The sequence below is a fragment of the Luteibacter anthropi genome, assembly GCF_011759365.1.
Lineage (GTDB): Bacteria > Pseudomonadota > Gammaproteobacteria > Xanthomonadales > Rhodanobacteraceae > Luteibacter > Luteibacter anthropi.
In genome coordinates this window covers 138,042-163,779 of record NZ_JAARLZ010000010.1, presented here as the reverse complement: position 1 = coordinate 163,779, position 25,738 = coordinate 138,042, and the positions used below count along the sequence as shown (strand labels likewise).

12 protein-coding genes are annotated in these 25,738 nt (G+C 65.2%); 8 read left to right on the top strand and 4 right to left on the bottom strand.

Annotation, left to right across the window (positions count from 1 at the left end):
• Positions 1 to 424: 424 nt before the first annotated feature.
• From HBF25_RS17475 to HBF25_RS17465, 3 genes are all read right to left on the bottom strand, one after another.
• On the bottom strand, positions 425 to 3,535 hold the full coding sequence (locus HBF25_RS17475) for a TonB-dependent receptor (RefSeq protein ID WP_166950676.1): 3,111 nt from the start codon (positions 3,533 to 3,535) through the stop codon (positions 425 to 427).
• Between the two features lie 570 nt (positions 3,536 to 4,105).
• On the bottom strand, positions 4,106 to 4,447 hold the full coding sequence (locus HBF25_RS17470) for a hypothetical protein (protein WP_166950674.1): 342 nt from the start codon (positions 4,445 to 4,447) through the stop codon (positions 4,106 to 4,108).
• A 347-nt stretch (positions 4,448 to 4,794) separates the two neighbouring features.
• A complete protein-coding gene (locus tag HBF25_RS17465) occupies positions 4,795 to 7,848 on the bottom strand; it encodes a TonB-dependent receptor (protein ID WP_166950672.1) in 3,054 nt (1,017 codons plus the stop codon).
• Between the two features lie 529 nt (positions 7,849 to 8,377).
• Between HBF25_RS17465 and HBF25_RS17460 the strand changes: the two genes are divergently transcribed.
• Positions 8,378 to 10,033 (top strand): Na+/H+ antiporter, encoded by a 1,656-nt coding sequence (locus HBF25_RS17460; protein ID WP_166950670.1) that lies wholly within the window; start codon positions 8,378 to 8,380, stop codon positions 10,031 to 10,033.
• Between the two features lie 16 nt (positions 10,034 to 10,049).
• Here HBF25_RS17460 and HBF25_RS17455 read toward each other — a convergent pair whose 3' ends face one another.
• Positions 10,050 to 10,835: a TatD family hydrolase gene (locus HBF25_RS17455; RefSeq protein WP_166950668.1), complete on the bottom strand. Its 786-nt coding sequence runs from the start codon at positions 10,833 to 10,835 to the stop codon at positions 10,050 to 10,052.
• A 337-nt stretch (positions 10,836 to 11,172) separates the two neighbouring features.
• Here HBF25_RS17455 and HBF25_RS17450 point away from each other — a divergent pair, with 337 nt between their 5' ends.
• From HBF25_RS17450 to gspG, 7 genes are all read left to right on the top strand, one after another.
• The gene (locus HBF25_RS17450) at positions 11,173 to 13,137 is read left to right on the top strand and encodes a S8 family serine peptidase (protein ID WP_166950666.1); all 1,965 of its coding nucleotides are present in this window, start codon (positions 11,173 to 11,175) and stop codon (positions 13,135 to 13,137) included.
• Positions 13,138 to 13,283: 146 nt separating this feature from the next.
• A complete protein-coding gene (locus HBF25_RS17445; RefSeq protein WP_166950664.1) occupies positions 13,284 to 13,727 on the top strand; it encodes a post-PEP-CTERM-1 domain-containing protein in 444 nt (147 codons plus the stop codon).
• Entirely contained in the window at positions 13,724 to 15,706 is a 1,983-nt protein-coding gene (locus HBF25_RS17440; protein WP_166950662.1) for a PA domain-containing protein, read from the top strand. Before HBF25_RS17445 ends, HBF25_RS17440 begins: the two co-directional genes overlap by 4 nt.
• Before the next feature lie 220 nt (positions 15,707 to 15,926).
• On the top strand, positions 15,927 to 22,130 hold the full coding sequence (locus HBF25_RS17435; RefSeq protein ID WP_341778103.1) for an ESPR-type extended signal peptide-containing protein: 6,204 nt from the start codon (positions 15,927 to 15,929) through the stop codon (positions 22,128 to 22,130).
• Between the two features lie 226 nt (positions 22,131 to 22,356).
• A complete protein-coding gene (gene gspE, locus HBF25_RS17430; RefSeq protein WP_425483506.1) occupies positions 22,357 to 24,054 on the top strand; it encodes a type II secretion system ATPase GspE in 1,698 nt (565 codons plus the stop codon).
• A gap of 1 nt (position 24,055) precedes the next feature.
• A complete protein-coding gene (gene gspF, locus HBF25_RS17425; RefSeq protein WP_166950643.1) occupies positions 24,056 to 25,273 on the top strand; it encodes a type II secretion system inner membrane protein GspF in 1,218 nt (405 codons plus the stop codon).
• A 27-nt stretch (positions 25,274 to 25,300) separates the two neighbouring features.
• A complete protein-coding gene (gene gspG, locus HBF25_RS17420; RefSeq protein WP_166950641.1) occupies positions 25,301 to 25,726 on the top strand; it encodes a type II secretion system major pseudopilin GspG in 426 nt (141 codons plus the stop codon).
• Positions 25,727 to 25,738 lie beyond the last annotated feature (12 nt).

Below are 25,738 nucleotides of genomic sequence, written 5' to 3'. Positions count from 1 at the left end.
GTAGCGGGGCCGGCCAGGAAGGCCGGCCTTTTTCGCCGAGGCACGGAGGCCGAGTCGAAAAACCCCGCCCGCTCCCCGTGCCCGAAGGGGCGAAGCCATAAGACACTGAGCCGCGTAGCGGCTCCTCCTTTCCCGAGGGACACCGCAGGCCGGAGCGACAAGGGCCGCACCCGTCGCCTCTGCTCCGCCACGTATGAGCGCCGATGCGAGGCTGATAGGCGAGCCCTTCCTACGGAGCGACGCACCACATGGGCTGCTTTACTACGGAGCGCACCGTTTCAACCGGTCGCGCGCGAGGCGCGCTCCTACAGGGAAGGGCAAAAAAAAGCCGCCCGTGGGAGCGGGCGGCGATCTGGGGAGCGTTGCAAGATGGCGCGTTCCTTGCCGGAACGCGCACCCTGTCTCGTTGTAATGGCGGAAAGGGTTAGAGCGAGAAGTCGTATTCCGCCGAGAGCTGTACGTAGCGTGGCGTCTGGAAGCCCGTGGGGATCTTGTACGTGGTGCCGGCCAGCGATCCGCCGTTGGCGTCTTCACCCACTTCGTTGATCGTCGTGACGTGCTGCTTGTTGAACACGTTGAAGACGTTCGCGGAAAGAGTGACGCCGCGTGCCCACGTCGGCTTGTACGACGCGTTCAGGTCGATGTTCCAGGTGCTCGGCGTACGGCCGACCGAACCGCGCTGCACGATCATGCCGTCGCAGTACAGGTACGAACCGGAGCCGTATCCGCCGTTGACCTGGCCGTCGATCGGGTTCAGGCCGTAGCAGTTTTCCGGACGACCGGTCTGGAACACGCCATTGGCGCCCACCATCCACTCGTTGTTGATCTGCCATGCACCGTAGATCTTGACGGTGTGCTTGCGGTCGTTCGGCAGGTAGCCGTTGGTGCCTGCCATGATTTCCGGATAGTCGAACAGCTCGGTCGTGCCGGTGTCGGCCTGGCCGTTGCTGGAATCGACGCCGCCTTCGGAGTTACCGCGCAGGTGCGACCACACGTACGACGCCTTCAGGTACCAGGTGTTGTCGAAGTTGCGTTCCGCGGTGAGCTGGAGGGCTTCATACGCACGCTTGTACTTCGGCTCGCCGATGTCGGCACCCGACAGGTGGATCTGGTACAGCTTGCCCGTGGCGTCGACCGGCGTATTCAGCGTGACCTGGCTGCCCGGGTTGAAGATGTAGCAGCCCGGCACGTTGGTTGCGTCCGGCGTGAGGCTGGTGGTGTCGAGGTTCAGGCCGTAGGTAGCGTTGGCGTACTTGGCGATCGGGCGGAAGTCGCACGAGTCATCGATGCCGGTGAGGATCTTCCGGTAAATGGCCTTCACGCCGAGCGTCCAGTCCGCCACCTGCTGCTGCGCACCGAGGATGAACTCACGCTGCTTGAACGGCTTGAGATCCTTGGTGGCGACGGCGCCCGGGTTCGGCACCACGCCGGCTTCGCCGTTCTGGTACGACGGTTCACCGCGTGCCGGGAACTGCGCGAGGTAGGCGGCGGGAAGCGCGCCGAGGCCCGTCGGTGCGCCGGTAAGCGGATTGATGCCCGTGTAGCTGAAGTACTGCGAGGTATACAGCGAGGCGGACGCACCACGCAGGGCCACATTGCCGTCGAGCGGCAGTGAGTAATCGCCGGCACTACCGTAGACCTTGAGCGTGGAGTCGCCGTTGACGTCCCACGAGAAGCCCAGGCGTGGCTGCCAGCTGTGCACCTGCTTCACATAGGTCTGGCCGAGGCTGTTGGTGTTTTCGAAACCGTCATTGCGCACGCCGATGCGGGCCATGAAGTTGTCGGTGACGTGCCACTCGTCCTGCAGGTAGTACGACTTCTGCGTGATGCCCACCTTGGCGCCGGTGGCGAAGATCGTCTGCTGGACCACGCTGTCGGCCGGATCCAGGCCCGGGGCGTGACCGAGGATGGACTGCGGGATCGAGCTGTAAGTGTAGAGCGCACCGCCTTCATAGGCGGAACCGGTATCCGTGGTGAAGTGATCGCGTGCCCAGCCGGCCTTCAGGTCGTGGTCGCCCAGGTGGTACTCGAAGTCGATGCGACCAGAACCGCGCTTGTCTTCGCCGTCCGGTGTGTTGAGCGTTCCTGCAAACGAGCAGTGCGGATATGCAGCGGCGCCGGCCAGCACCGGGCGGCGATTGTCGGTGATGCCCGGGCAACCGGGAGAGTTGGCTGCGTCGAAGATGTTGCCGTCGTACTCTTCCACTACGCCATTGGCCGCTACTGCGCGGTTATCGCGGAGGTTCTTGCTTTTGCCGTACTGCGCGGTGAGGGTGAAGTCATCCGTGATGTAGCTGGTGTACTTCAGGATGTTGGTCATGCCACCGAACTTGTCGTACACCTGGCCGCGATAGGCCCCCTGGTGAGGCTGGCCGTTTGCATCGGTCGAGTAGGCGTAGATGTTCTGGGTTTCGGTACTGGTGTCGTTGAAACCGGTGTACTCGAGGATGTTGCTGTCGTTGATGTTCCAGTCGAGCTTGACCAGGTAACGCGGGTCCTTGATCGTCGTGTGGTTGTAGCTGCCCGAGCCGCTGGCGGTGCCATAGTGCTCATCCGACGTGCGCGTGCCGCCCACCAGGGCAAACATGAACAGCTTGTCCTTGATGAGCGGGCCGCCCAGCCATGCATTCCAGCGCTGGCCGAAGTCGGTTGCATTACCCGTGTTGTTGTTGCCCACCAGGTAGTTTTCGTTGTGGCGGGTATTGCGATACAGCACGCCGTTCTGCAGGTAGATGTTTGGCTGGTTGGACTGCAGCTGGTAAGGATTCCAGGTGTAGTCGATGCCGCCCTTCCACTCGTTGGTGCCACGCTTGGTGTTGACCGAGATCACGCCGCCGGTGGAGTTGCCGTAGCGCGCGTCGTAGCCGCCGTCCTGGATGTCTTCCGAATCGATCGCCTCGAACGGTACCTGCGAGTAGGTAAGGCTCTGGAAGAAGTTGGTGACGTTGAAGCCGTTGACGTAGTAGCTGTTCTCGGCGACCGACGCACCGCCGAACGATGCCAGGTTGCCGAAGGCGCTGTCGCCGCGGGTTGCGCCGGGCGCCAGCAGGGCCACGGCGGTCTGGTTGCGTGCCAGCGGCAGGGCCTTGATCTGCTCGGAGGTCATCACCGTGCTGGTCTGTGCCGAGGTCACGTCGATGGGCGGCAGGGCATTGGCCGTGACGGACACGGCGCCGAGGTCTTCGGCATTCGCCGACGTGCTGGCTGCTGCGGCGGCAACGCTGAGGTTGAAGTTCTGGCCGGCGACGACCTGTACTTCACGGGTTTCTTCGTGCCCCTTGCTGGTGAGCGTGATCTTGTAGTTGCCCGGCGACAGCGAGGTGATGTTGAAGCGGCCGTCGCTACCGGCTGTGGCCGAACGGCCAGCGCCGTTGCCCGTATTGGTTGCCGTGACGGTGGCACCGGCATCGGCAACGCCGTAGACGCTGCCGACGGTGCTCTGCGCGAAGCTCTGGGTGGAAACGATGCCCAGGCCTACCGCAATGGCAAGTGCAAGCGAGCGCCTGCCGGCGCTGTAAGTACGACGCGAATTCATGATGGTCTCCCCGGCCATTGGCCAAATGTCGCAAACCGCTCCACGTCCCGCTCCCGCGAGAACGCACGGCGGAGTGATGTCTATCGATCTGGCCGTCCGAGGCCCCCTTTGATGCATCGGTATCCCCTACCGACGCCCCCCGTATCGCTGTTAACGAAACTGCAACACGTGAGTGGACGCTACAGGTTCTGGATGAATTCACTCAATGGGATTTTCATGAACGGAAGAACTTGCCCCTATTGCTAAGTAATGATTCGCAAGGGTGATGCCATGCGTAATGCAATGGCTTGCCGCAGCCTTGGCTGTTTCACGCCTCATTCGCGCAGAAACTGGCGATGACGGCTGGTTTTTGCATAAAGAAAAATTTATCGTCGAAAAATATGATGGTCGATGTATTACGACCGTTCCGGCATGTTCGGGGGCCGGTATCGGGGGGAAGTGGCTGCCTGGGAAGCCCTGGTCAGGGCGCACCCCAGGCTCCTGTCTTTTTTCCGGCAAAAAGCCGCTCATCGCTGAGCGGCTCCTGGACGGGTAAAAGCTGTTTATGACTTCACGGCATATTCGTTGCCGTCATCGTCCCCAGACGAATATCGGTGCAATCGATCCGGGTGGATTGCCGCACGGGTCTCCATACGTGGCGAGGATGTGACACAGCTGATCCTGTGTGAATCCCGGCGGCGGATTGGAATAGACCTCGTTTGGCTCGAGACCGGATTCACCGTTGGCCGGCGGACCGAGATAGCAGCCAAAGCTCTGCGTCAGACTGTACTGGGTGACTTCGCCGCCTTCGAAATGCTTGTTTTCGCAGGGATATAGTGATTGCCCCACGAAATTTCCCTGGGCATCGAAGTACGAGGTTGAAATCGAGTTGCTTCTTGCCGCCATCGCAGGTGCTGCGATGCCTGCGGCCATAACCACTGATACCACGCATGCCACTATCTTAAGAGAGCGCATTACATAGCCTCCTGCCCATGTGGGCAGCCTTGTAGTTGGATGGATGATCCCTTTGCTGGTGTTCCCCAGCGATCGAACAATAGGCATGGCGCACTTAAGAATTCGCTATCGAAGCAGGTGGCGATGTCGAGGAAAATTGCGTTCCTGTAGGGATGTTCCTACGACCTTTGGTCAGGTCGGATGCGGACACGGCGCTGTGGCGCGTCGGGAGCTTCGCATGATGTTTCGATGCCAGGACGAAAAAAAGGCCGCTCCTTCTGGAGCGGCCAATATCCGGGGAAACGTGCAGCTGTTGTTGTTATGCGTCAGAGCGTGAAGTCGTACCGTGCGCCGAGGCGCACATAGCGTGGATCCTGGAAGGAGCGGGCACGCTTGTACTGCGGGTTGGGCAGGCCGGACGGGGTTTCGCCGGTTTCATACAGCTGGGTTGCCTGCTGCTTGCCGAGGAGATTGAAGATGTCCGCGGAGAAGGTCAGCTTGTGGTCGGCGAACGCCGGCTTCCAGGCGGCGCTGACGTCGAGGGTGTAGGTCCATGGAGTGCGCCCGAACGTACCGCGCTTGGCCGGATCGCCGTTGCACCAGAAGTAGTTGTTCTTGTAGTTGAACGGATCGCCGCCCACCGAGGAAGGACGCAGGCCGAGGCAGCTGACCGGCGTGCCCGAGGCGATGCGCGTCACCGTCGAGAACTGCCATTCGTCGGTCGGTGTATACGTTCCGAAGATGCGCAGCTGGTGACGCTGGTCGTTCGGCAGGTTGCCGTTGGTGTTTTCCATGATCTCCGGGAAATCCCAGCTTTCGGTCGTGGACACGTCGGCCTGCACGATGTCCGAGTCAAGCTGGCCTTCGGAGTTGCCGTAGCTGTGTGACAGCGTGTAGTCGATCTTGCCATACCACTTGTCGCTGAACTGGTGCTCCAGGTACAGGTCGAGCATCCAGTACGCACGCTTGGCCTTTGGCTCGCCGATCTGTGCCGCTGTGAGCGGGATGCTCAGGTACTGGCCAGGGGCCGGGGAAAGGGTGAAGGTGTTCGCGCGGCCCGGGTTGAACAGGTAGCAGCCGGTGCTGCGGCCGATACCGGCGTTGACCTCGTCGAGCAGGCCGTTGGCGGCACCCCAGGCCTGGAACGGACGGGGGTCGCAGGTATCGTCGATCAGGCTGCGCAGCTTTCGGTACATGGTTTTCGCACCGAAGGTCCAGGTATCCGCCAGCTGTTTGTCGAAGCCGAGGATGTACTCGTCCTGGTAGTAGGAATGCAGGTGCTGCGCCGCGACGGTCTTCGCATCAGGCGGTACGCCGTTGGCACCGTTGTTGAAGAACAGGCCCGAGTAATTGCCCTGGACCAGTCCGGTGGGCACGCCGGTGACCGGGTCGATACCCGTGAAGCCGAAGTACTGCGACGGATAAGTGGACGGGCCGGCGCCACGCACGGCGACGGAGGTGGGCAGGCCCAGATGATAGCGGCCTGCGTTGGCGTAGACCTTCAGCGAGCTGTCGCCATAGACGTCCCACGATACGCCCAGTCGTGGATCGAGCTGGTGGCGTGAGCTGGCATACGCCTGGCCGGCACCGTTGTAGTTGGTGAACTGTTCGTTGCGCAGGCCGATGTAAGCGTGCCAGCGATCGGTTACCTGCCAGTTATCCTCGACGAACTGGGAGCGCTGGTTGGTGCGTGCGGACGTGCCGGTGCCAAGCGCCGCGGATTCCACGTAGTAGCCGCCCGGGAAGTCCGCCGGGTTGTACGAGCCCGGATCGAGGCCGAGGCTGGTCAGGCGATCTCTGATGGCCTGGCCGTCGCCAAGGTCGTTGTACGTATACGACGTGCCGCCTGCGGGAACGGCACCCCAGGTGGCGCGGAGCACATAGTTGTCCATGCCGGCACGCAGATCGTGATCGCCGATGCGGTATTCGATATTGAAGCTCCAGCCCTTGGTGCTGTCTTTCGAGCCCGGCAGCAGGAAGGTCGGCGCGATGTTGCAACCGGTCTGCGGATGGCCTGCGAATGCCACGCGATCGTCGGTAATGGCAGGACACGGAAGGCCGGTGGCCGAATTGATGGTCTGCTCGTGGCTGGACTTTGCCCGGCCGTACATGGCATTGATGGTCAGGTCGTCGGTGATGTAACCCGTGTAGTGACCGATGTACGTCTGGCCGCCCGGCGTCGCATTGGTCTGTGTACCGTTGTAGTTCTTGGTGTACTGCTTGCCGAGATAGGATCCCCGGCCGGTCTGGTAGCTGTAGTTATAGATCTGGTTGTCGGTCGTCTCGGTATCGCCGATGCCGGTGAACTCCACGATATGGTTATCGGTGATGTTCCAGTCGATCTTGCCCAGCCAGCGCTTGGTCTTGGCGGTGTCCTTCTCGTCGTCACTGACCGTGCTCGGGCCGGTGTAGTTGCCGGTCTGCTTGATCCAGTCGGCGGCAGCGAAGATGAACAGCTTGTCCTTGATCAGTGCACCACCCAGCGAGCCGGAGTACTGCAGGTTGTCCTGGTCACGCAACGTGTAGGGGCTGCCGCGCTGGAACCGGGTGCCGTCACGCAGATTGATGTTGCGAGGCGTCTGCTGGAGCGCACTCGGAGACCACAACACCTGGACATCGCCCTTCCACTCGTTGGAGCCGCGCTTGGACACCACGTTGATCACGCCGCCAGTGGTGCGGCCGTACTCGGCGCCGGAGCCGCCGATCAGTACCTGTTCCTGGTCGATGGCATCGTAGGGTAGCTGGCGCGATCCCACGCCCGTGAGCGGGTTCGTGATCTGGAAACCGTTGACGTAGTAAGAGTTCTCGGAGGCCGACGAGCCACCGAAGGAAAGCGCATTGCCGTAGCCGCGTGCCGCCGGCGTGGTGCCCGGGGCAAGCAGGGCAATCGAGCTGATCGACGTACGTGCGATCGGCAGCTTGGAGAGCTGGTCGGCGCTCAGTACGGTGCGCGAGTCCACCGAACTGACGTCGATGCTCGGCATGGCATTGGCGCTCACCTGCACGGCATTCAGGTCGGTGGCCTGCTTCGATGAAGCGGCTACGTTGAAGGAGACATTGGTACCCAGCGAGATCTGGGTCGACACATCCTTGCGCGTATCGACCGTGGTGCCGTTGCGGATCAGGCTGACGTTGTAGTTGCCGATCGGCAGCGAATTGACGCGGTACTTGCCATCCTTGTCGGCGGTGATATCGCGGGTCAGGCCTGTGCCGGTGTTCTCGATGTGCAGGACATCACCGGGTGCCGCCGTGCCGTAGATGTAACCACTGCTGTTGTTCTGCGCGAGAGCGCTGCCCGCTCCGCCGATCGCCATGGCGATGGCGGCGGCCAGCGCGAGCTTTCGGCGCGGATGTGCGATGGAACGTGTTGCGTACTGCATGAGACCTACCCTCCTGAGGAATTGCATGACGAACATCGGGGTGAGGTGACCCGTATCCGCGCGGCACGCGGACGTTCCGCCCGGGAAGGGGCGGTGGGATCACCGGAACGGGAGTGCACTGCGGTGGGCGGTGGGCCTCTTGGTGGGCCTGCCGCTACCGCATCGTCAAGGCGAGCCTGGAAGCTTGCCTGTAGCAGGGGGTATGGGCGGTTGCATGTGTGCCATGTGGATTCTCCCCAAGTGAAACAAACACCGGTTCCGTGGTGATAAACCGTGGCCGCTCGTATTAATCCCCTGGAGCGGTTTCCGGCAGCGCCATATATGGCGCGTGAAAATAACGTAAGCCCGTGATAGTCCTAGGAACAATAGGAATTAGTCCTAAGCAGGAAATTACGAATAATTAATGACATATTACGATTATCAGGAATGCCGGATTCCGGCAGATGAATCGGCATGCCGCTGGTTTTGCGGCACGGCTCACAGTCCGGGATGCTTGCCTGTCGCGGACCGCCTTGGGTAGCGTGGGCCGATGAGCCTAGTCATCACCATCCTTGTTCTGTTGCTTGTGGTTGCCATTTCCGGTGCGGTCACCCGGGTGCTGCCGGTAAAACTGCCGACGCCGCTGGTCCAGATCGGACTGGGCGCCCTGCTGGCACGACCCTTCGGCATGCATGTGGAGTTCGATCCGGACCTGTTCCTCATGCTGTTCATCCCGCCCTTGCTGTTCGCGGACGGATGGCGCATTCCAAAGCGCGAGCTGTTTCTTCTGCGGGGCCCCATCCTGGCGCTTGCCGTCGGCCTGGTGTTCTTCACGATCGTCGGCATCGGTTACTTCGTTCACTGGATGATTCCGACCGTGCCCCTGGCCGTGGGCTTTGCACTGGCCGCGGTGCTTTCGCCCACCGATGCGGTGGCGGTGTCGTCCATCACCGGGGGCTCGAAGATGCCGTCCCGGTTGATGCACATCCTGTCCGGTGAAGCGTTGTTCAACGATGCGTCCGGGCTGGTCGCCCTGCAGTTTGCCGTCGTGGCAGAACTCACCGGTCGCTTCTCGCTGAAGAGCGCCACGCTCGATTTCCTGCTCATGGCCGGAGGCGGCATCGCCGCCGGCTGGCTGGTTGGCCAGGCCTTCGGCATCGTCCGGCGTCGCCTGGTGCGCTGGAGTGGCGAGATGGATCCGCCGAGCCAGGTAGTCTTGCTGCTGCTGTTGCCGTTCGCCGCCTATCTGCTTGCCGAGCACTTCGATGTATCCGGCATCCTTGCGGCCGTGACGGCAGGCATGACGCTCAACTACACCGACATCCGCAAAGGCACGTACTCCGCCACGCGGATGCAGACCGGTGCGGTATGGGCCATGGTCGAGTTCACGTTCAATGGCCTGATTTTCATCCTGTTGGGCCTGCAGCTACCGGGCATCATCGCTGGTGCAAAGGTCGACCTTGCGCAGGCCGGTGGTGGCCACCTCTGGTACCTCGCCGCCTACGTGGTCGCGATCACGCTGGCCCTGGTGATCCTGCGCTTCATATGGGTCTGGGTATCGCTGCGCTTTGCCCTGATGCGGGCGCTGCGGCGTGGCGAGCAGCGGCCCAAGGCGGGCACGCGATTGATCTGGACGACGTCGCTGGCTGGCGTGCGCGGAGCGATCACGATGGCCGGTGTGCTGTCGATTCCCATCATGAAGGGCGACGGCCCGTTTCCGGTTCGCGACCTGATGATCTTCCTGGCTTCTGGCGTGATCCTGTGCACGCTGATCTTCGGTGCGGTGGGCCTGCCCTTGCTGGTGAAGGGCCTCAGGCTTCCCGGCGAAGATCCGCGGGTGCGTGAAGAACGCAAGGCGCGAGCGCTGGTCGCGGAAGCGGCACTCAAGGCCATTGGTGAGGAACAGAAGCGGGTAGACGATGGCGGAGACGAAAACGCCATTGCGCTGGCCTCGCACGTGGCCGCGCGGGTAGTTTCCGATTACCAGCAGCGCCTGGAGGCGGCAGGTGACGAGGGCGACGTGCCCGAGAAGGCACGCGCCGAGGCGGGTACCGAGCGTGTGATGCGCCTGGCCGCGCTGCGCGCGGAGCGTCAGGAACTCTATGCGCTGAGGCGCAGGCACGAGATCAACGACGAGACCCTGCGCACGCTGTTGCGTGAGGTGGATCTCGCCGAGGCGGCACTCTCGGGGCTGCACGCGGGGTGATCCGCGTGCTCTGGGTTCACAGTCCGAAGAAGGCTTCCGTGGTGCGGATCGTCGATGCGGTCAGCTCGTCGATCGATTCCCCGCGATCCTTCGCCACCTCGTCGCGGATGTGCGCAAGATACATCGGTTCGTTGCGACGGTCCTTGGGCATCGGGCGCAGCGTGCGTGGAAGCAGGTAGGGCGCATCCGTCTCGATCATGAGGCGGTTGGCGGGAATCAGCTTCACCAGCTCACGCAGGTGGGCACCGCGCCGCTCGTCGCAGATCCAGCCCGTGATGCCGATGTGGCAATCCAGGTCGAGATAGTCACGCAGGGCATCGCCCGTGTCCGTGAAGCAGTGCACCACGGCCGCGGGCACGCGGTCGCGATAGCGGCGCAGGATCGCGAGGAAATCGTGGTGGGCATCGCGCTGGTGCAGGAAGAGCGGCTTGCCGGCCTCGACCGCGATAGCAAGCTGCCGCTCGAACACCTCGCGCTGGACGTCGCGGGGCGAATAGTTGCGGTTGTAGTCCAGGCCGGTTTCGCCCACGGCACGCACCTCGGGCTGTGCCGCCAGCTGGCGCAGCCTTGCATCGGTTGCGTCGTCGTAATCGACGGCATGGTGGGGGTGGACGCCGGCCGTGGCGTAGAGCAGGCCCGGATGTGCCCGCGCCAGTTCGAGTGCGTGCTCGCTGCCGTCACGCGATGCGCCGGTGACGATCATCCGGCCCACGCCGTGAGCCTGGGCCCGGGCCAGTACATCGCCAAAATCCTGACGGAAGGAATCGTGGGTGAGGTTCGCGCCGATGTCGATCAAGTGCATGATTCTTTTCGCTTTGGGACGATGGTTCTTAAGTGGTATGCGCGCGTGGTATCGCCGCGCAAGACCATGAATTGAAACGCATGTACGCGCCGGAATCGAGTGTTTTCGCGGTTTGCATATGCTTTTTGCGAATAACGAAAAAAGTATCGTCAAAAGATTGACGTTCGTATTTTCCTGCTGCTAGGTTCCCCAGACCGGCGGCAAAACGCAGCCGGTTCGACCTGAAGTGCGAAGGATCTCAAGAACCTGATGCAGGGGTGTCCCGCGAGGGCATCGAAGGGGAGGCGGCCCGCAATCGGCCGTCCACAAGCAGTACCACGGGCAAGGGGTAGTGCAGATGGTAAACCGCATCGCTGCGAGGACGCTCGTCGTCTCGCTCATGCTGGGCATGGCGCCCGGCGTATTCGCCCAGGGGCCCGGGGAGCCCAGGGCCACGCTCGATGTCGCTGGCCTGCGTGCGCCAGCCGGCTACGACCGTTTCATCGTCACCTACCGTGACGGCACACGCGAACGTCTCGACACCACGGCAGCCACGCAGGCGGTATCCGCGGCGTTGTCGCGTACGTCGTCGTTGGCGGCGCAGCTGCGTGCCGGCACGCCGGCAGGTGGCGCGCTACAGGTGCGCTACGGGCGCAAGCTGGCCACCGGCGCCGACCTGGTCCGCACGTCGCGCCGGCTGTCGGCCGCCGATGCGCAGGCGCTCGTCAGCCAGATCGCGGCCGATCCCGCCGTGCGCCACGTCGAGGTGGACGCGGTCATGCAGAAGATCGACGACGTCCGCGCCACGGCCGATGTCACGCCGGTCGTGGTCAATGATCCGTACTACACGCGCTACCAGTGGCACCTGCGTCCGCCGTCAGGCGCCGCGGAGAAGATCGGCAACGACGCCGCAACGTACGCGAACAAGGGCGGCAGCAATGTTGCCAATGCCTGGAATCTCGCCGACGGCACGGGCATCGTCGTGGCCGTGCTCGACACGGGCATTACCCAGCATCCGGATATCGACCTCTCACTGGCCGGTGCCGGCTACGACTTCGTCACCGATGCCTTCATGTCCGGCCGCGCCACGGACGGACGCGTTCCCGGCGGCTGGGACACCGGTGACTGGACCACGGAAGACAAATACCTCGTCGCCAACGGCGGCTGCATCGATCCGTCGAAGGGCGACGTGCAGGAAGACTCCAGCTGGCACGGCACCCATGTGTCGGGAACCATCGCGGAGCTGACCAACAACGGTGTCGGCATGGCGGGCATCGCCTACAAGGCCAAAGTACTGCCGGTACGCGTGCTGGGCCATTGCGGCGGCTACACCTCGGACATCGCCGATGCGATCGTCTGGGCTTCGGGCGGTCACGTCGACGGCGTGCCCGACAACGCGCATCCGGCGCAGGTCATCAACCTGAGCCTGGGTGGCGAAGGTGCCTGCTCGGCGGATGCGGTCACTGCCGATGCCATTACCTCCGCCATCTCGCGTGGCACCACGGTGGTGGTGGCGGCCGGCAACGAAAACGACGATGCCACCAAATACTCGCCGGCTAGCTGCCCGGGTGCGATCACGGTGGCTTCCAACGGCATCGTCGGCAAGCGCTCCTATTACTCGAACTACGGTGCACCGGTGGCAATCTCGGCACCGGGCGGTGGCGTATACGCCAATGACGGCGCGAGCGGTGCCGTGGTGGATGCGGGCTTCGTCTGGTCGGCGATCAACGCCGGCACGCATGAGCCGGTGGGTCCCGGTTACGGCGGCATGGCAGGTACCTCGCAGGCTACGCCGCATGTGTCCGGTAGTGTCGCCCTGATTCTCTCGGCGGTGAAGGCGGCAAACCTGCCGACGCCCACGCCGGTGCAGATCCGCGCGTTGCTTACATCCACCGCACATGCCTTCCCGGCCACGCCGGACAAGCCGGTGGGCGCAGGCATCCTCGATGCCTATGCCGCGGTCAACAAGGCGCTTGGCAATACGCCGGGCGGTCCGGACGCCACGGCACTCACCAATGGCGTGGCGCTCTCCGGCCAGGCCGCACCGGCCAGCGGTTCGCTGAGCTATCGCATCGATGTTCCCGAAGGCGCGCGTTCGCTGGCGCTGCGCACGTTCGGTGGCAGCGGCGACGTCACGCTGTACGTGAAGAACGGCAGCCCTGCCAGTGCTTCTGCCTACGATTACCGTTCGGCGAAACCCGCCACCAACAGCGAAACGGTGACCCTGGCGCGACCTGCGGCGGGCACCTGGTACATCACGGTGGATGCGGGCGGCAAGCCGTTTACCAACGTCACCGTGCAGGCGAGTTTCACCGCGCCTTGAGCGACACCACCGTGCGCCCTCGTGGCGCACGGTCCAGGGACCGGTGCAGGGGGCACCGTGTCCGGGAGGTCTTGCACCGGCGAGGGGGCCTTCGCCGGTGGGCGTGCAGGGAGGGGTCCCGGCGCCGTATTAGGGAGGTAAACGTAATGACTTCACGAGCAAGAGCACAGGCCTTCGGCCTCGTGCTGACGGGCGTCTTCACCCTCGCGGGGGCCGCACACGCCGCCGACCAGGCCACCACGGCCGCACCGCAGACCGTCATGGTGCAGGGCGTGCAGGTGGCCATCGACCCGGCCACCGGCCGCCTGCGCGAGCCGACGGCTGCGGAGCGTGCCGCGCTTTCCAGGGCATTCGAGGTACAGCAGAGCAAGGTCTCCGCGCTTTCCGCGCAGCCGCGCACGGCAGCCGATGCCGTGTCCACCTTTCGCACGGTGAACCTCGCCAATGGCGTGCGTGCACAGGCCGTACGGGTGCCGCAGGAACTGATGAGCAGCGTCGTCGCCGAGCGCAACGCCGATGGTTCGGTCAGCATCCATCACGACGATCATGGCGTGCATGCCGCGCCGAAGGCTCCGGAGGTGACCCGATGATCCGCCGCGGCCTTCTGTATACCGCCCTTCTCACCGCCGGCCTGTTCGGCGCCGTGACGGCTGCCACGGCAGCGGAAATCAAGATCGTCAACCAGGATGCCGGCACCGGCAAGGGCCTGGACGATCCCACGCCCGCCTCACCGGTCGGCGGCAACCCGGGCACCACCGCCGGCCAGCAGGCGCTGAACGTCTACCTGTTTGCCGCCGATATCTGGGGCGCGGTGTTGCAGAGCGACGTCACCATCGTCAACAACGCCACCTTCCAGAAGCTCTCCTGCGACGCCACGTCGGGCGTGCTCGGTTCTTCCGGCACCACGTACATTTTCTATTTCGACAACACCAGCACGCTGCCTCCGGGCGCCGTGCGCAACACCTGGTATCACTCCGCGCTGTTCGACGCCCTCACCAAGCAGGACGGCCAGCCGGGCGAAGCGGATATCCAGAGCCAGTTCAACGGTGCGCTGGGCACCACCGGATGCCTCGAAGGATCGAAGTGGTACTTCGGCCTCGACGGCAACACGCCGGCCGGATCGATCAACTTCCTCAATGTCGTGCTGCACGAAATGGCCCACGGCCTGGGCTTCTCGGGCTTCAACAGCCTTACCACCGGTTCGCCCTACAAGGGCAGCGATGGCGTGGCGCGTCCGGACATCTATTCCACCTTCGTCTACGACAACACGCTCAACAAGAAGTGGTACGACCTCACCGACGCACAGCGTGTGACATCCGCGCTCAACGACGGCCATCTCGTGTTCACTGGTGCCACCGTGAAGACGGAAGCACCGCTGGCGCTGACCGTGCCGAACGTTTTCCGTGTGTCCGCTCCGGCGGGTGCTGCGGGTGACTATGGTTACTCGCAGGCGTCCTTCGGCCCGGTCGCTACCGGTTCCAACTTCAGCGGTGCCGTCGTGCGTGCCGTGCCGAACGATGGCTGCACGGCCATCACCAACGGTGCGGATCTGGCCGGCAAGATCGCGCTGATCGATCGCGGCACCTGCGACTTCACCGTGAAGACGCTGGGTGCGCAGGCCGCAGGTGCCAAGGCCGTGCTCATCGCCAACAACCAGGCCGGCGCCATCACGCCGGGAGGCACGCCCGCACAGCCGGTGAACATCCCGGTGATTGCGGTGAGCCAGGTCGACGGCAATACGCTCAAGGCCAATCTCGCCGGCCTTACTGGCGCCGTGGGCCAGGGCTCGGGCCTGGCCGGTGCCGATGCACAGGGCAATGTGCAGCTGTATGCACCGACCACGCTCGCGCAGGGTTCGTCGTTCTCGCATTACGACACCCGCCTGACGCCGAACGCCATCATGGAATACGCGATCAACCAGGATCTGCGTGGCGAGATCGATGTCGACCTGACGCCTGCGCTGTTCCAGGACATCGGCTGGGGCCTGAATCGCGGTACGCAGAAGCTGCTCACCTGCGATACCGGCGTGCCGACCCTCGTGCCGGGCGGTGTGATCATCGGTGCCAACGTGATTTCCAACGCGAAGATCCTCGCGGCCGCCTCGGCGAACGTGGGTGCCTATCGCAGCGCGATCACGTCGTACGCGGCGAAGCTCGCCACCGATGGTCTCATCACGTCCGGGCAGGCATCGAGTCTCAACCTGTGCCTGTCGGATGCGGAGACGCAGAAGCAGTTCACCGCCTGGGGCAAGCCCACGGCACCTCCCGGTACGGCGCTTGGCAACAACAAGGCGCTGACCGGACAGGCGGGTGCGGCCGGTGCCACCAAGGCGTACACGCTCGATGTCCCTGCCGGTGCGAAGTCGCTCACCCTGCGCACCTTCGGTGGTTCGGGTGATGTGTCCATCTCGGTCACCGACCCGTCGGGCAAGGTCACCGCGCAGCCGAATCGTCCGGGCAATAGCGAGCCGTTTACGGCGACCAGCCCGGCGCAAGGTGTGTGGACGCTCACCGTGAAGGGTGAACAGGCCTACTCGGGCGTCAGCGTCCTGGGTGCCTGGACCAACTGACGCATGAGCAGGAAGAAGCCCCGCCACGGCGGGGCTTCTTCCTACGCGGCGTTGCGGCAAAGGGGGAGGGGAGAACTCACGTCTGGACGTCCGGACGGCCGTAGGCTGCCCGGTCGCCAGGGATTACGTCCGCCGCGTCGGCGACGGACTGGCGACGGCCCGCGCTGTGCGTGGTGCGCGCATCTATCCGCCCATGGGCGGACACTGGAGGAAGTTTGTCGTGAATACCATTTACAGCAAGGTCTGGAACAAGTCGCTGGGCATGCTCGTCGTTGCCTCGGAACTCGCCCGGGCGAATGGCAAGGGTGGCGCATCGCGTCGCCTGCGCGCGGCGATGGCCGCACTGCCCCTGGCTGCCGGCATGGTGCTGGCGCTGGGCAGCTCTCCCGCGCAGGCGGGCAATGTGTGCGGTGGTTATCTGCTGGGCCTGCAGGGCAGCGGCCCCGTGGCGCGTGGCGATGATGCCTTCGCCTGCGGCACGTCGTCGAAGGCGGCCGGCGATTACGCCACGGCGGTCGGCACGCAATCGAAGGCCAGCGGCGGTTACAGCGTGGCGTACGGACAGGACGCGCAGGCCACCGGTGGATTCTCCACGGCACTGGGTCAGTCGACCCGCGCCACGGGCGTGGACAGCGTGGCGGTAGGCCAGGATGCACTCGCCAGCGCGGCATCGAGTTCGGCACTGGGGCGTGGTGCGCGCGCTACGGCGAAGGATTCGGTAGCTATCGGCGATTCTTCTGTCGCCAACCGGGCAGGTACCGTATCCGTCGGGCGCAGCGGTGCCGAACGACAGGTAGTGAATGTCGCGGATGGCAGCCAGGCCACCGATGCGGTGAACAAGCGTCAGCTCGACAAGGTGTCGGGAAGCGTGAGTGGCGTATCGAGCCGCGTCGATCAACTTTCGACGACGGTCACGGGCGTGTCCGGGCGCGTGGATTCGCTCGCCAGCGCGGTGAGCGACGCGAGCCATTATGTCAGCGCGAATGGTGCGGGCGATGGCAGCGACGATGCGCAGGCCAACGGTAAATTCGCGACGGCCATCGGCTCGGGTGCTTATGCAGGCGCCAATGGTGCTGGTGCCTTCGGCAGCGGTTCTGTCGCCACCGGACAGCAGTCCACGGCAACCGGTTACGGTGCGGTCGCCACGGGACAGAACAGTGCTGCTTACGGTGCAGGCGCGCAGGCGAATGGTCCTGCGAGCGTCGCAGTCGGTGGTGTGGCCGTGGATGAGAGCGGCAATCCCTTGATCACCAACGGTGGCGTGCCGGTCGATACGGGCGCGACGAGTGCCGGTGTGGGCGGTACGGCCGTTGGTGCCAGCTCTCAGGCCAGCGGCTTCGCTGCATCGTCACTCGGTGTGGGCGCGTATGCCTCGGGCGCACAGGCGACGGCCGTAGGTGCCGTGGCGAATGCCACGGGCGATCTTTCCACTGCCGTGGGTACACAAGCCGTGGCCGCTGGTACGCAGTCACTCGCCGCAGGTGCGGGCGCTGCGGCATACAGCACCAACGCGACGGCGCTGGGAGCTGCGACCAGTGCGTCGGGTGCCGGAAGCATCGCGCTTGGCAGTGGTGCGGAAACCGGCTTCGCCTTGTTTGGCCTTGAAAGCGCGAATGCCATCGCCGTCGGCACGGGGAGCTGGGCGCTAGGTAACAACGCAACGGCACTCGGTGCGAATGCCTGGGCACTGGCCGATAACTCGGTGGCGCTTGGCGCAGGATCGCAGGCAAGCCGCGTCAACACGGTGTCGGTAGGCGACAAGGGTAAGGAGCGACAGATCACCAACGTGGCGGCGGGCACCGAAAATACCGATGCGGTGAACAAGGGCCAGCTCGATGCAGTGGCCGGTAGCGTCAGCGATGCAAGCCATTACTTCAAGGCGAACGGCGCCGGTGACGGCAGCGATGATGCGCAGGCCAACGGCCAGTACACCACGGCGTCCGGTTCAGGCGCCTATGCCGGCGCCAATGGCGCCAGCGCCTTTGGCAGTGGCGCCGTGGCGACAGGAGTCCAGTCGACGGCTACGGGTTACGGTGCGGTGGCATCGGGCCAGAACAGCGTTTCCTATGGTTCGGGTGCGCAGGCCAGTGGCGCCGACAGTGTGGCTACCGGTGCGAACGCGGAAGCGTCCGGAGAGCGTTCCACGGCGACCGGCGCAAGCAGTGCAGCCTTTGGTAACGACGCCACCGTGAACGGCCATGGTGCCATCGCGGACGGTACCGGCACCTCCAGCTTCGGTGCAGGCAGCTATGCCAGCGGCGACTATGCGACGGCGGTGGGCCAGGGTGCCGTCGCGCAGGGACAAGGGTCTTCCGCCATCGGCAGCGGTGCCAGCACGAATGCCAGCTACGCCACGGCGGCGGGTTACGGCAGTGTCGCTTCCGCACAGAACAGCTCGGCCTACGGCGCGGGTGCGCAGGCATCGTCCAATGGTGCAACCGCCATCGGTGGGCAGGCGCTGGACGAGAATGGCAATCCGCTCATCACATATACGTCGACCGGTGAAGCGGTTGGGCCGGCCACCGCATCGGGACTGGATGCCACGGCGGTCGGTGCCAGTGCGCAGGCCGAAGGCAAATATGCCACGGCAGTCGGTACGGCGGCGTTTGCACAGGGTGAGCAGTCCACGGCCAGCGGCTTCCTTTCGCAGGCGTCGGGCAATGGCGCGACGGCCACGGGTGCGCAGTCGTTTGCCGACGGTGATCTCTCGGTGGCCACGGGCTACGGAGCATCGGCTTACAGCGCCGGTGCGACAGCGATCGGTGGCAACGCCAGCGCGGCTGGAGCGGGCAGTATCGCGATCGGCAACGGCGCCGAGACGGGCTTCGGTCTGTTCGGCATCGAAAGCGCCAACGCGATCGCACTCGGTGCAGGCAGCTGGGCGCTGGGCGACAACGCCACCGCACTGGGTGCCAATGCATGGGCACTGGGCGACAACTCGGTGGCACTCGGTGCCGGTTCGCGCGCCGACCGCGACAACACGGTATCGGTGGGCGACAAGGGCGCGGAGCGCCAGGTGACGAATGTCGCCGCGGGCACTGAAGCCACGGATGCGGTGAACAAGGGCCAGCTCGATGCGGTGGCCGGCAGCGTCAGCGACGCAAGCCATTATTTCAAGGCGAACGGTGCGGGTGACGGCAGCGACGACGCGCAGGCCAGCGGGAAGTATGCGACCGCCTCCGGTTCCGGTGCCTACGCGGGTGCGGACGGCGCCAGTGCATTGGGCAGTGGTGCGGTGGCGACCGGACAGCAGTCCACGGCTACCGGCTACGGCTCGGTGGCTTCGGGTCAGAACAGCGCCGCGTATGGCGCGGGTGCGCAGGCCAATGGTCCTGGCAGCGTCGCGGTGGGTGGTGTTGCCGTGGACGAAAACGGCAATCCGTTGATCACCAACGGCGGTGTGCCGGTCGATACGGGAGCCACCAGTGCGGGCGTCGGTGGTACCGCTGTCGGCGCCAGTTCGCAGGCCAGCGGCTTCGCATCATCTTCGCTGGGCGTGGGTGCCTATGCATCCGGTGCACAGGCCACGGCCGTCGGTGCGGTTGCCAATGCCATCGGCGATCTTTCCACGGCGGTGGGTACGCAGAGTGCCGCGACGGGGGCGAGCAGTGTTGCCGTGGGCGAAAGCGCACAGGCCACGGGCGCCGAGAGTGTTGCCGTGGGTGGCAGCACGTTCTTCGGGTTCATTCCCGCGCAGGCCACGGGCACGGGCGCTGCGGCCTTCGGTGCGGGCGCATGGGCCACGGCCGACTACGCCACGGCCCTGGGCTGGAACTCCTATGCCAATGCCGTGAACAGCACGGCGGTTGGTCAGTCCGCGACGGCGAAGGCCGTGAACAGCGTGGCACTTGGCGCAGGTTCGCAGGCGACCCGGGAGAACAGCGTGTCCGTGGGCGACAAGGGCAGCGAGCGCCAGGTGACCAACGTGGCGGCCGGTACCGAGAACACCGATGCGGTGAACAAGGGCCAGCTGGATGCGGTGGCCGGCAGCGTCAGCGACGCCAGCCATTACTTCAAGGCCAATGGCAACGGTGACGGTACGGACGATGCACAGGCCAGCGGGCAGTACGCTACCGCCACCGGTTCCGGCGCCTATGCCGGTGCCGAAGGCGCCACCGCGACGGGTAGTGGTGCCGTGGCGACGGGGAGCCATGCGACGGCGAGCGGTTATGGCGCCGTGGCAACGGGGCAGAACAGTGCAGCCTATGGTGCCGGCGCACAGGCGGATGGTCCGGGGAGCGTGGCCGTCGGCGGCAATGCGGTGGATGCCAAGGGCAATCCGCTGATCGTCGACGCCGATGGCAATCCGGTGACGACCGGCGCGACCAGCGCGGGTGTCGGCGGCACGGCCGTGGGTGCCAGCGCACAGGCAGGCGGCTTTGCCTCGACCTCGGTCGGCGTGGGCTCCTTTGCTTCCGGCGCGCAGTCCACGGCGCTGGGTTCGGTCGCCAGTGCTACGGGCGACTACGCCACGGCGGTGGGCACGTCTACCACGGCATCGGGCAACGGCTCGGTAGCAGTGGGCGGCCCGGCCAATCTCGGTGGCCTGCAGGTCTACACCGGCGCTACGGGCGAGAGCTCGGCGGCCTTCGGTGCGGGCGCGCAGGCCACGGCCGACTACGCCACGGCGGTAGGCGGCATCACGGGTGCGGAAGGTGTGGGCAGCACGGCTGTGGGCTACTTCGCCTACGCACCGGGCACCAACGCCACGGCGCTGGGCATCAACAGCTGGGCCTCGGGTGCGCGCAGTGTCGCCGTGGGTGACTACGCGACGGCCCGCGGCGCCAACAGCGTGGCCCTGGGCTCGAACTCCGTCGCCACACGCGACAACACGGTCTCCGTGGGCGACAAGGGCAGCGAGCGGCAGGTGACCAACGTCGCGGCCGGCACCCAGGGCACCGATGCGGCCAACGTCAACCAGCTCAATGCACTGGCGGACAGCGTGAGTGCGGCGAAGCACTACGTGGCGGCTACGGGTGCGGGCGACGGCTCCGACGATGCGAAGGCTTCCGGCGGATTCGCCACGGCCACCGGTGCAGGCAGCAGCGCGTCGGGTGACCTTTCCACCGCCATTGGTGCGCTGGCATCGGCCAGCAAGGAGTCGTCCACGGCCATCGGTGCCTCGGCGAACGCGGCCGGAGCCAGTGCCACGGCCATTGGTGACAGCGCACGGGCGCTGGCCGCCAACTCCGTGGCCCTGGGTGCGGGCTCCACCGCGACCCGTGCCAATACGGTGTCGGTCGGCAGTGCGGGCAACAACCGGCAGATCACGAATGTCGCTGCCGGTACCCAGACCACGGATGCCGTGAACCTCGGCCAGCTCAACACGGCCCTGTCCGGTGCCTTTGCCGGTTCGTCCAATGCGGCCGGCAATGCGGTGGCGATGGCGCTGGGCGGTGGCGCGACGATGGGCGCGAACGGCTTCGTGGGCCCGGTCTACCGGGTGCAGGGCAGCAGCTACCAGACGGTGGGCGATGCGGTGGGTGCGCTGGATGGCGCCCTGAGTTCGCTGACCAACCGGGTGGGCAGCCTGGAGTCGAAGGGTACGGGCAGCACGAGCCAGCCGGGTACGGGTACCGGCCCGATCCGTCGCAATGCGGTAGCGGCGCCGATGACGGCCAGTGCTTCTGGTGCCGGTATCACGCCGGCTTCTGCCGAGGTCACCCCGTTTGCCGCTTCGGCGGCCAGCCAGGCGGCACCGGCTGCCGTGGCCCCGCCGGCACCGGCCGCTGCCCAGGCCATTGTCCCGGGGACGGGCAATGGCACCGCTATCGGCACCGGCAGCTACGCCAAGGACACCACCGATCTTGCGATCGGCAACAACGCGAGCGTGGGTGCCGACAGCAGCACGGCGGTGGGCACGGGCGCCACGGTGACCGCCACGGCCACCAACAGCGTCGCGCTGGGTGCCGGTTCGGTGGCCGACCAGGCCAATACGGTTTCGGTGGGCAGTGCGAATGCCCAGCGCCGTATCACCAATGTGGCCGCCGGCACCGCGCCGAGCGACGCGGCGACGGTGAGCCAGGTAGACCAGGCCGTGGCCACGGCCCAGTCCTATGCAGACCAGGGCGATGCGCGGACCCTGCAGAGCGCCAAGGCCTATACCGACCAGAAGTTCGGCGACGTGGTCAGCGGTGGTGCCTTCGACGAGTACAAGCGGACGGTGGACCACCGTTTCAGCAACCTCAACGACCGCCTGAACAAGGTCGGTGCCATGGGCGCGGCCATGTCGCAGATGGCGTTCAGCACGCAGGGCGTCAACGGGGACAACCGCCTGGGCGTGGGCGTCGGCGGGTACAAGGGGCAGGGTGCGCTGTCGGTAGGCTACTCGCGATCCCTCTCGTCCAACGCCAGCCTCACCTTCGGCGCTGCGGTCAGCGGCGGCGAGACTTCGGGAGGCGTGGGCGTAGGCGTGGGCTGGTAATCGTGTAGGCGGCGGCCCTGTGGCCGCCGCCTTCCACGGCTTTTGTCCAGGACGGGCGCGGCTTTGACGGTTCCTGCGCCATCTTCAGGAACGTGATGGCCGCGGTCGCCCTCGACGCACGGTATGTGCTACCAATAGCGGCCCGCGTGGTCAGGAACGAAACACGCGACCCAACGCACTAACGGACCGTGAGGATGGCATGTCTGCGATGACCGAGCATAAGGACATGCTTACCGGGGAACCCGGTGAAGCCCAGGTATGCGCTTACCTGGTCACACATGGGAGGTTGAAGGATACCGATCTGGCGCGGGCGCGCCGTCTGCACGACGAAACGCCCGAAGGCACGCTCACCGCGCTCATGGCGCGACTGGGCCTGGTATCCGAGCGCGACCTCGCCGACGCGTGGGCCGACCTGCTCGGCCTGCCGCTGCTTGCCGCAAAAGACGCACCGGATCTTCCGCCCGCCGACACCGAACTTTCGGTGCGCTTCCTGAAGCAATACCACGTGGTGCCCGTGCGCGACGGCGACGACCGCATCGTCCTGCTGGTGGCCGATCCGGCCGACCCTTACCCCATCCAGGCCGTGCGTCTCTCCACGGGGCGCGACGTGCAGCTGCGCGTGGGCCTGCGTTCGGAAATCGACGACCTGATCGAGCGCTACTACGGGCAGGGCCGTTCGGCCATGGGCAGCATCGTGGAAAGCCTGGACGGCAATGCCGCCGTCGAGGACGACGTGGAACACCTGCGCGATCTCGCCTCCGAGGCGCCCGTGATCCGCCTGGTCAACCTGATCCTGCAACGCGCGGTCGAGCAGCGCGCATCCGACGTGCACATCGAACCGTTCGAGAACCGTCTCAAGGTGCGCTATCGCATCGACGGCGTGCTCCACGAGGTAGAAGCGCCGCCGTCCAGCTCCACGGCGGCGGTGATTTCCCGCGTGAAGATCATGGCCCGCCTGAACATCGCCGAGCGCCGCCTGCCGCAGGACGGCCGCATCCAGCTGCGTGTGCAGGGCAAGGAGCTCGACCTTCGTGTTTCCACGGTGCCGACCAGCTTCGGTGAATCGGTGGTGATGCGTATCCTCGATCGCGAGTCGGTGGTGTTCGACTTCGAATCGCTGGGTTTCACCGACAACTTCCGCGACCGCTTCGTCGAAGTGCTGGACCGGCCACACGGCATTCTGCTGGTCACCGGTCCTACCGGTTCGGGTAAAACCACCACGCTTTACACGGCCCTGTCGCAGATCAACACGCCCGACGTGAAGATCATCACCGTCGAAGATCCGGTGGAATACCAGATCGAGGGCATCAACCAGATCCAGGTCAAGCCGCAGATTGGCCTCGATTTCACCGGCGCCCTGCGCTCGATCGTCCGCCAGGATCCGGACGTCATCATGATCGGCGAAATGCGCGACCTGGAAACCTGCCGCATCGCGATCCAGTCCGCGCTCACCGGCCACCTGGTGTTGTCCACCCTGCACACGAACAGCGCGGCAGGTGGTATCACCCGCCTGCTCGACATGGGCGTGGAAGATTACCTGCTCGGTTCCACCGTCAACGGCATCCTGGCCCAGCGCCTCGTGCGCCGCCTCGATCCGGAAACGGCCATCCCCTACGAGGCCATGCCCGAGGTGATCGAACAGTTCCAGCTCGACAAGTACACCGACGAGCGGCCCATCCGGCTGTGGAAGCCGGGCACCAGCGCCATCAATCCCACGGGTTACCGCGGTCGGCGCGCCATCATGGAATTCCTGGTGATGAGTGATCCGCTGCGCAGGCTCGTCATGCAGCGCGCGGATGCCGGCGAGATCGAACGTCAGGCGCGTGCCGAGGGCATGCGCACGATGTATGAGGACGGCCTGGCCAAGGCCGTGATGGGTATCACCACCATCGAGGAAGTCCTGCGCGTCACGCAGGACTCCTGACATGAGCCAGTTCCGCTATCGAGCGATCAGCGCCGTGGGCGAGGTGCTCACCGGACGCATGGAAGCCGCCTCCGTCGAGGATGTGGTCGCACGCCTGCAAGACCAGGGACACACGCCACTGGAGGCGGCACCGGCAGATGGCGAATCCTCCGGCGGCGGTCTTGCGGCGCTGTTCCGCAAGGGCCCGTTCACCGGTGACCAGCTGGCCCAGTTCACCCACCAGCTCGCCACGCTGCTGGGGGCCGGCCAGCCGCTGGATCGTGCGCTGGGTATTCTGCTCGACCTGCCGGAAGGCGAGCGTGCCAAGAATCTCGTCGAACGCATCCGCGACCGGGTGCGTGGCGGTACCACGCTTTCGACGGCGCTGGACGAAGAGAACGGCGTCTTCCCACGTCTGTACATCAGCCTGGTGCGCGCGGGCGAGGCCGGTGGTTCGCTGGACGACACCCTGCGTCGCCTGGCCGATTACCTGGAACGCTCGCAGGCGCTGCGCGGCAGCATCATCAATGCGCTGATCTACCCGGCCTTCCTCATGGTGGGCGTGCTCGGTTCGCTCGTGCTGCTGCTTGCCTACGTCGTGCCGCAGTTCGTGCCGATCTTCGCCGACATGCAGGTGCCGATTCCGCTCATCACCAAGGTCGTGCTCGCCATGGGTACGGTCATCGGCGACTGGTGGTGGGCGCTGGCGCTGGTGATCATCGTGTTCGGCGCCCTGTTCAACCTGCGTCTGCGCGATCCGGAGCGCAAGCTGGCTTTCCACAGCCGCCTGCTGACGATGCGGGTGGCGGGTCCGCTGCTGCTCAAGGTGGAAACCGCGCGTATCGCACGCACCCTGGGTACCCTGCTGAAGAACGGCGTGCCATTGCTTTCGTCGCTGTCCATTGCCCGCCAGGTCACCGGCAACCGCGCGCTCGACCAGGCGCTGGAACAGGCAGCCGACCGGGTGAAGGGCGGTACCGGCCTGGGTAGCGCACTGGGCCAGACAGAACGCTTTCCGCGCCTCGCGCTGCAGATGATCCAGGTAGGCGAGGAAGCCGGTGCCCTCGATACCATGCTTCTCAAGGTTGCCGACACGTTCGACGTGGAAGCCAAGCGTGCCATCGACCGCCTGCTGGCGGCGCTGGTACCGACGCTCACCATCGTCATGACCGTGATGGTGGCCTTCATCATGGCGGCGATCCTTCTGCCGCTGCTCAGCCTCACCAGCAATATCAACTGATCAAACCGTTCCAAGGAGAGCTTGCCCATGCGTACGACACGTACCCTCCGACACAGCCACGCCCGCGGCTTCACGCTGCTGGAAATGCTCGCCGTGATCGTGCTGATCGGCATCATCGGCGCCATCGTGGTCACCCAGGTCGGCAAGAACGTCGACAAGGGCAAGTACGGTGCGGGCAAGGCCCAGCTCACCACGCTCAGCCAGAAGGTCGAAAACTACGCCCTCGACAACGGCACGCCGCCGCACGAGCTGGCCGACCTGGTTTCCAAGCCGGCCGATGCATCCAATTGGCAGGGACCCTACGCCAAGGAATCCGACCTGAAGGATCCGTGGGGCCACGCGTTCGGCTACCGCTACCCGGGTGAGCACGGCAACTTCGACCTCGTCTTCTACGGACAGGACGGCAAGGCCGGCGGCGAAGGCTATTCCGCCGACGTCGGCAACTGGCAGTAACCCCCGGAGGCA

What these genes read in the sequence shown, in the direction of transcription:
- HBF25_RS17475 (WP_166950676.1), bottom strand. Translation starts at nt 3,535, where the DNA reads ATGAATTCGCGTCGTACTTACAGCGCCGGCAGGCGCTCGCTTGCACTT.
- HBF25_RS17470 (WP_166950674.1), bottom strand. Translation starts at nt 4,447, where the DNA reads ATGGCCGCAGGCATCGCAGCACCTGCGATGGCGGCAAGAAGCAACTCG.
- HBF25_RS17465 (WP_166950672.1), bottom strand. Translation starts at nt 7,848, where the DNA reads ATGCAGTACGCAACACGTTCCATCGCACATCCGCGCCGAAAGCTCGCG.
- HBF25_RS17460 (WP_166950670.1), top strand. Translation starts at nt 8,378, where the DNA reads ATGAGCCTAGTCATCACCATCCTTGTTCTGTTGCTTGTGGTTGCCATT.
- HBF25_RS17455 (WP_166950668.1), bottom strand. Translation starts at nt 10,835, where the DNA reads ATGCACTTGATCGACATCGGCGCGAACCTCACCCACGATTCCTTCCGT.
- HBF25_RS17450 (WP_166950666.1), top strand. Translation starts at nt 11,173, where the DNA reads ATGGTAAACCGCATCGCTGCGAGGACGCTCGTCGTCTCGCTCATGCTG.
- HBF25_RS17445 (WP_166950664.1), top strand. Translation starts at nt 13,284, where the DNA reads ATGACTTCACGAGCAAGAGCACAGGCCTTCGGCCTCGTGCTGACGGGC.
- HBF25_RS17440 (WP_166950662.1), top strand. Translation starts at nt 13,724, where the DNA reads ATGATCCGCCGCGGCCTTCTGTATACCGCCCTTCTCACCGCCGGCCTG.
- gspE (WP_425483506.1), top strand. Translation starts at nt 22,357, where the DNA reads ATGCTTACCGGGGAACCCGGTGAAGCCCAGGTATGCGCTTACCTGGTC.
- gspF (WP_166950643.1), top strand. Translation starts at nt 24,056, where the DNA reads ATGAGCCAGTTCCGCTATCGAGCGATCAGCGCCGTGGGCGAGGTGCTC.
- gspG (WP_166950641.1), top strand. Translation starts at nt 25,301, where the DNA reads ATGCGTACGACACGTACCCTCCGACACAGCCACGCCCGCGGCTTCACG.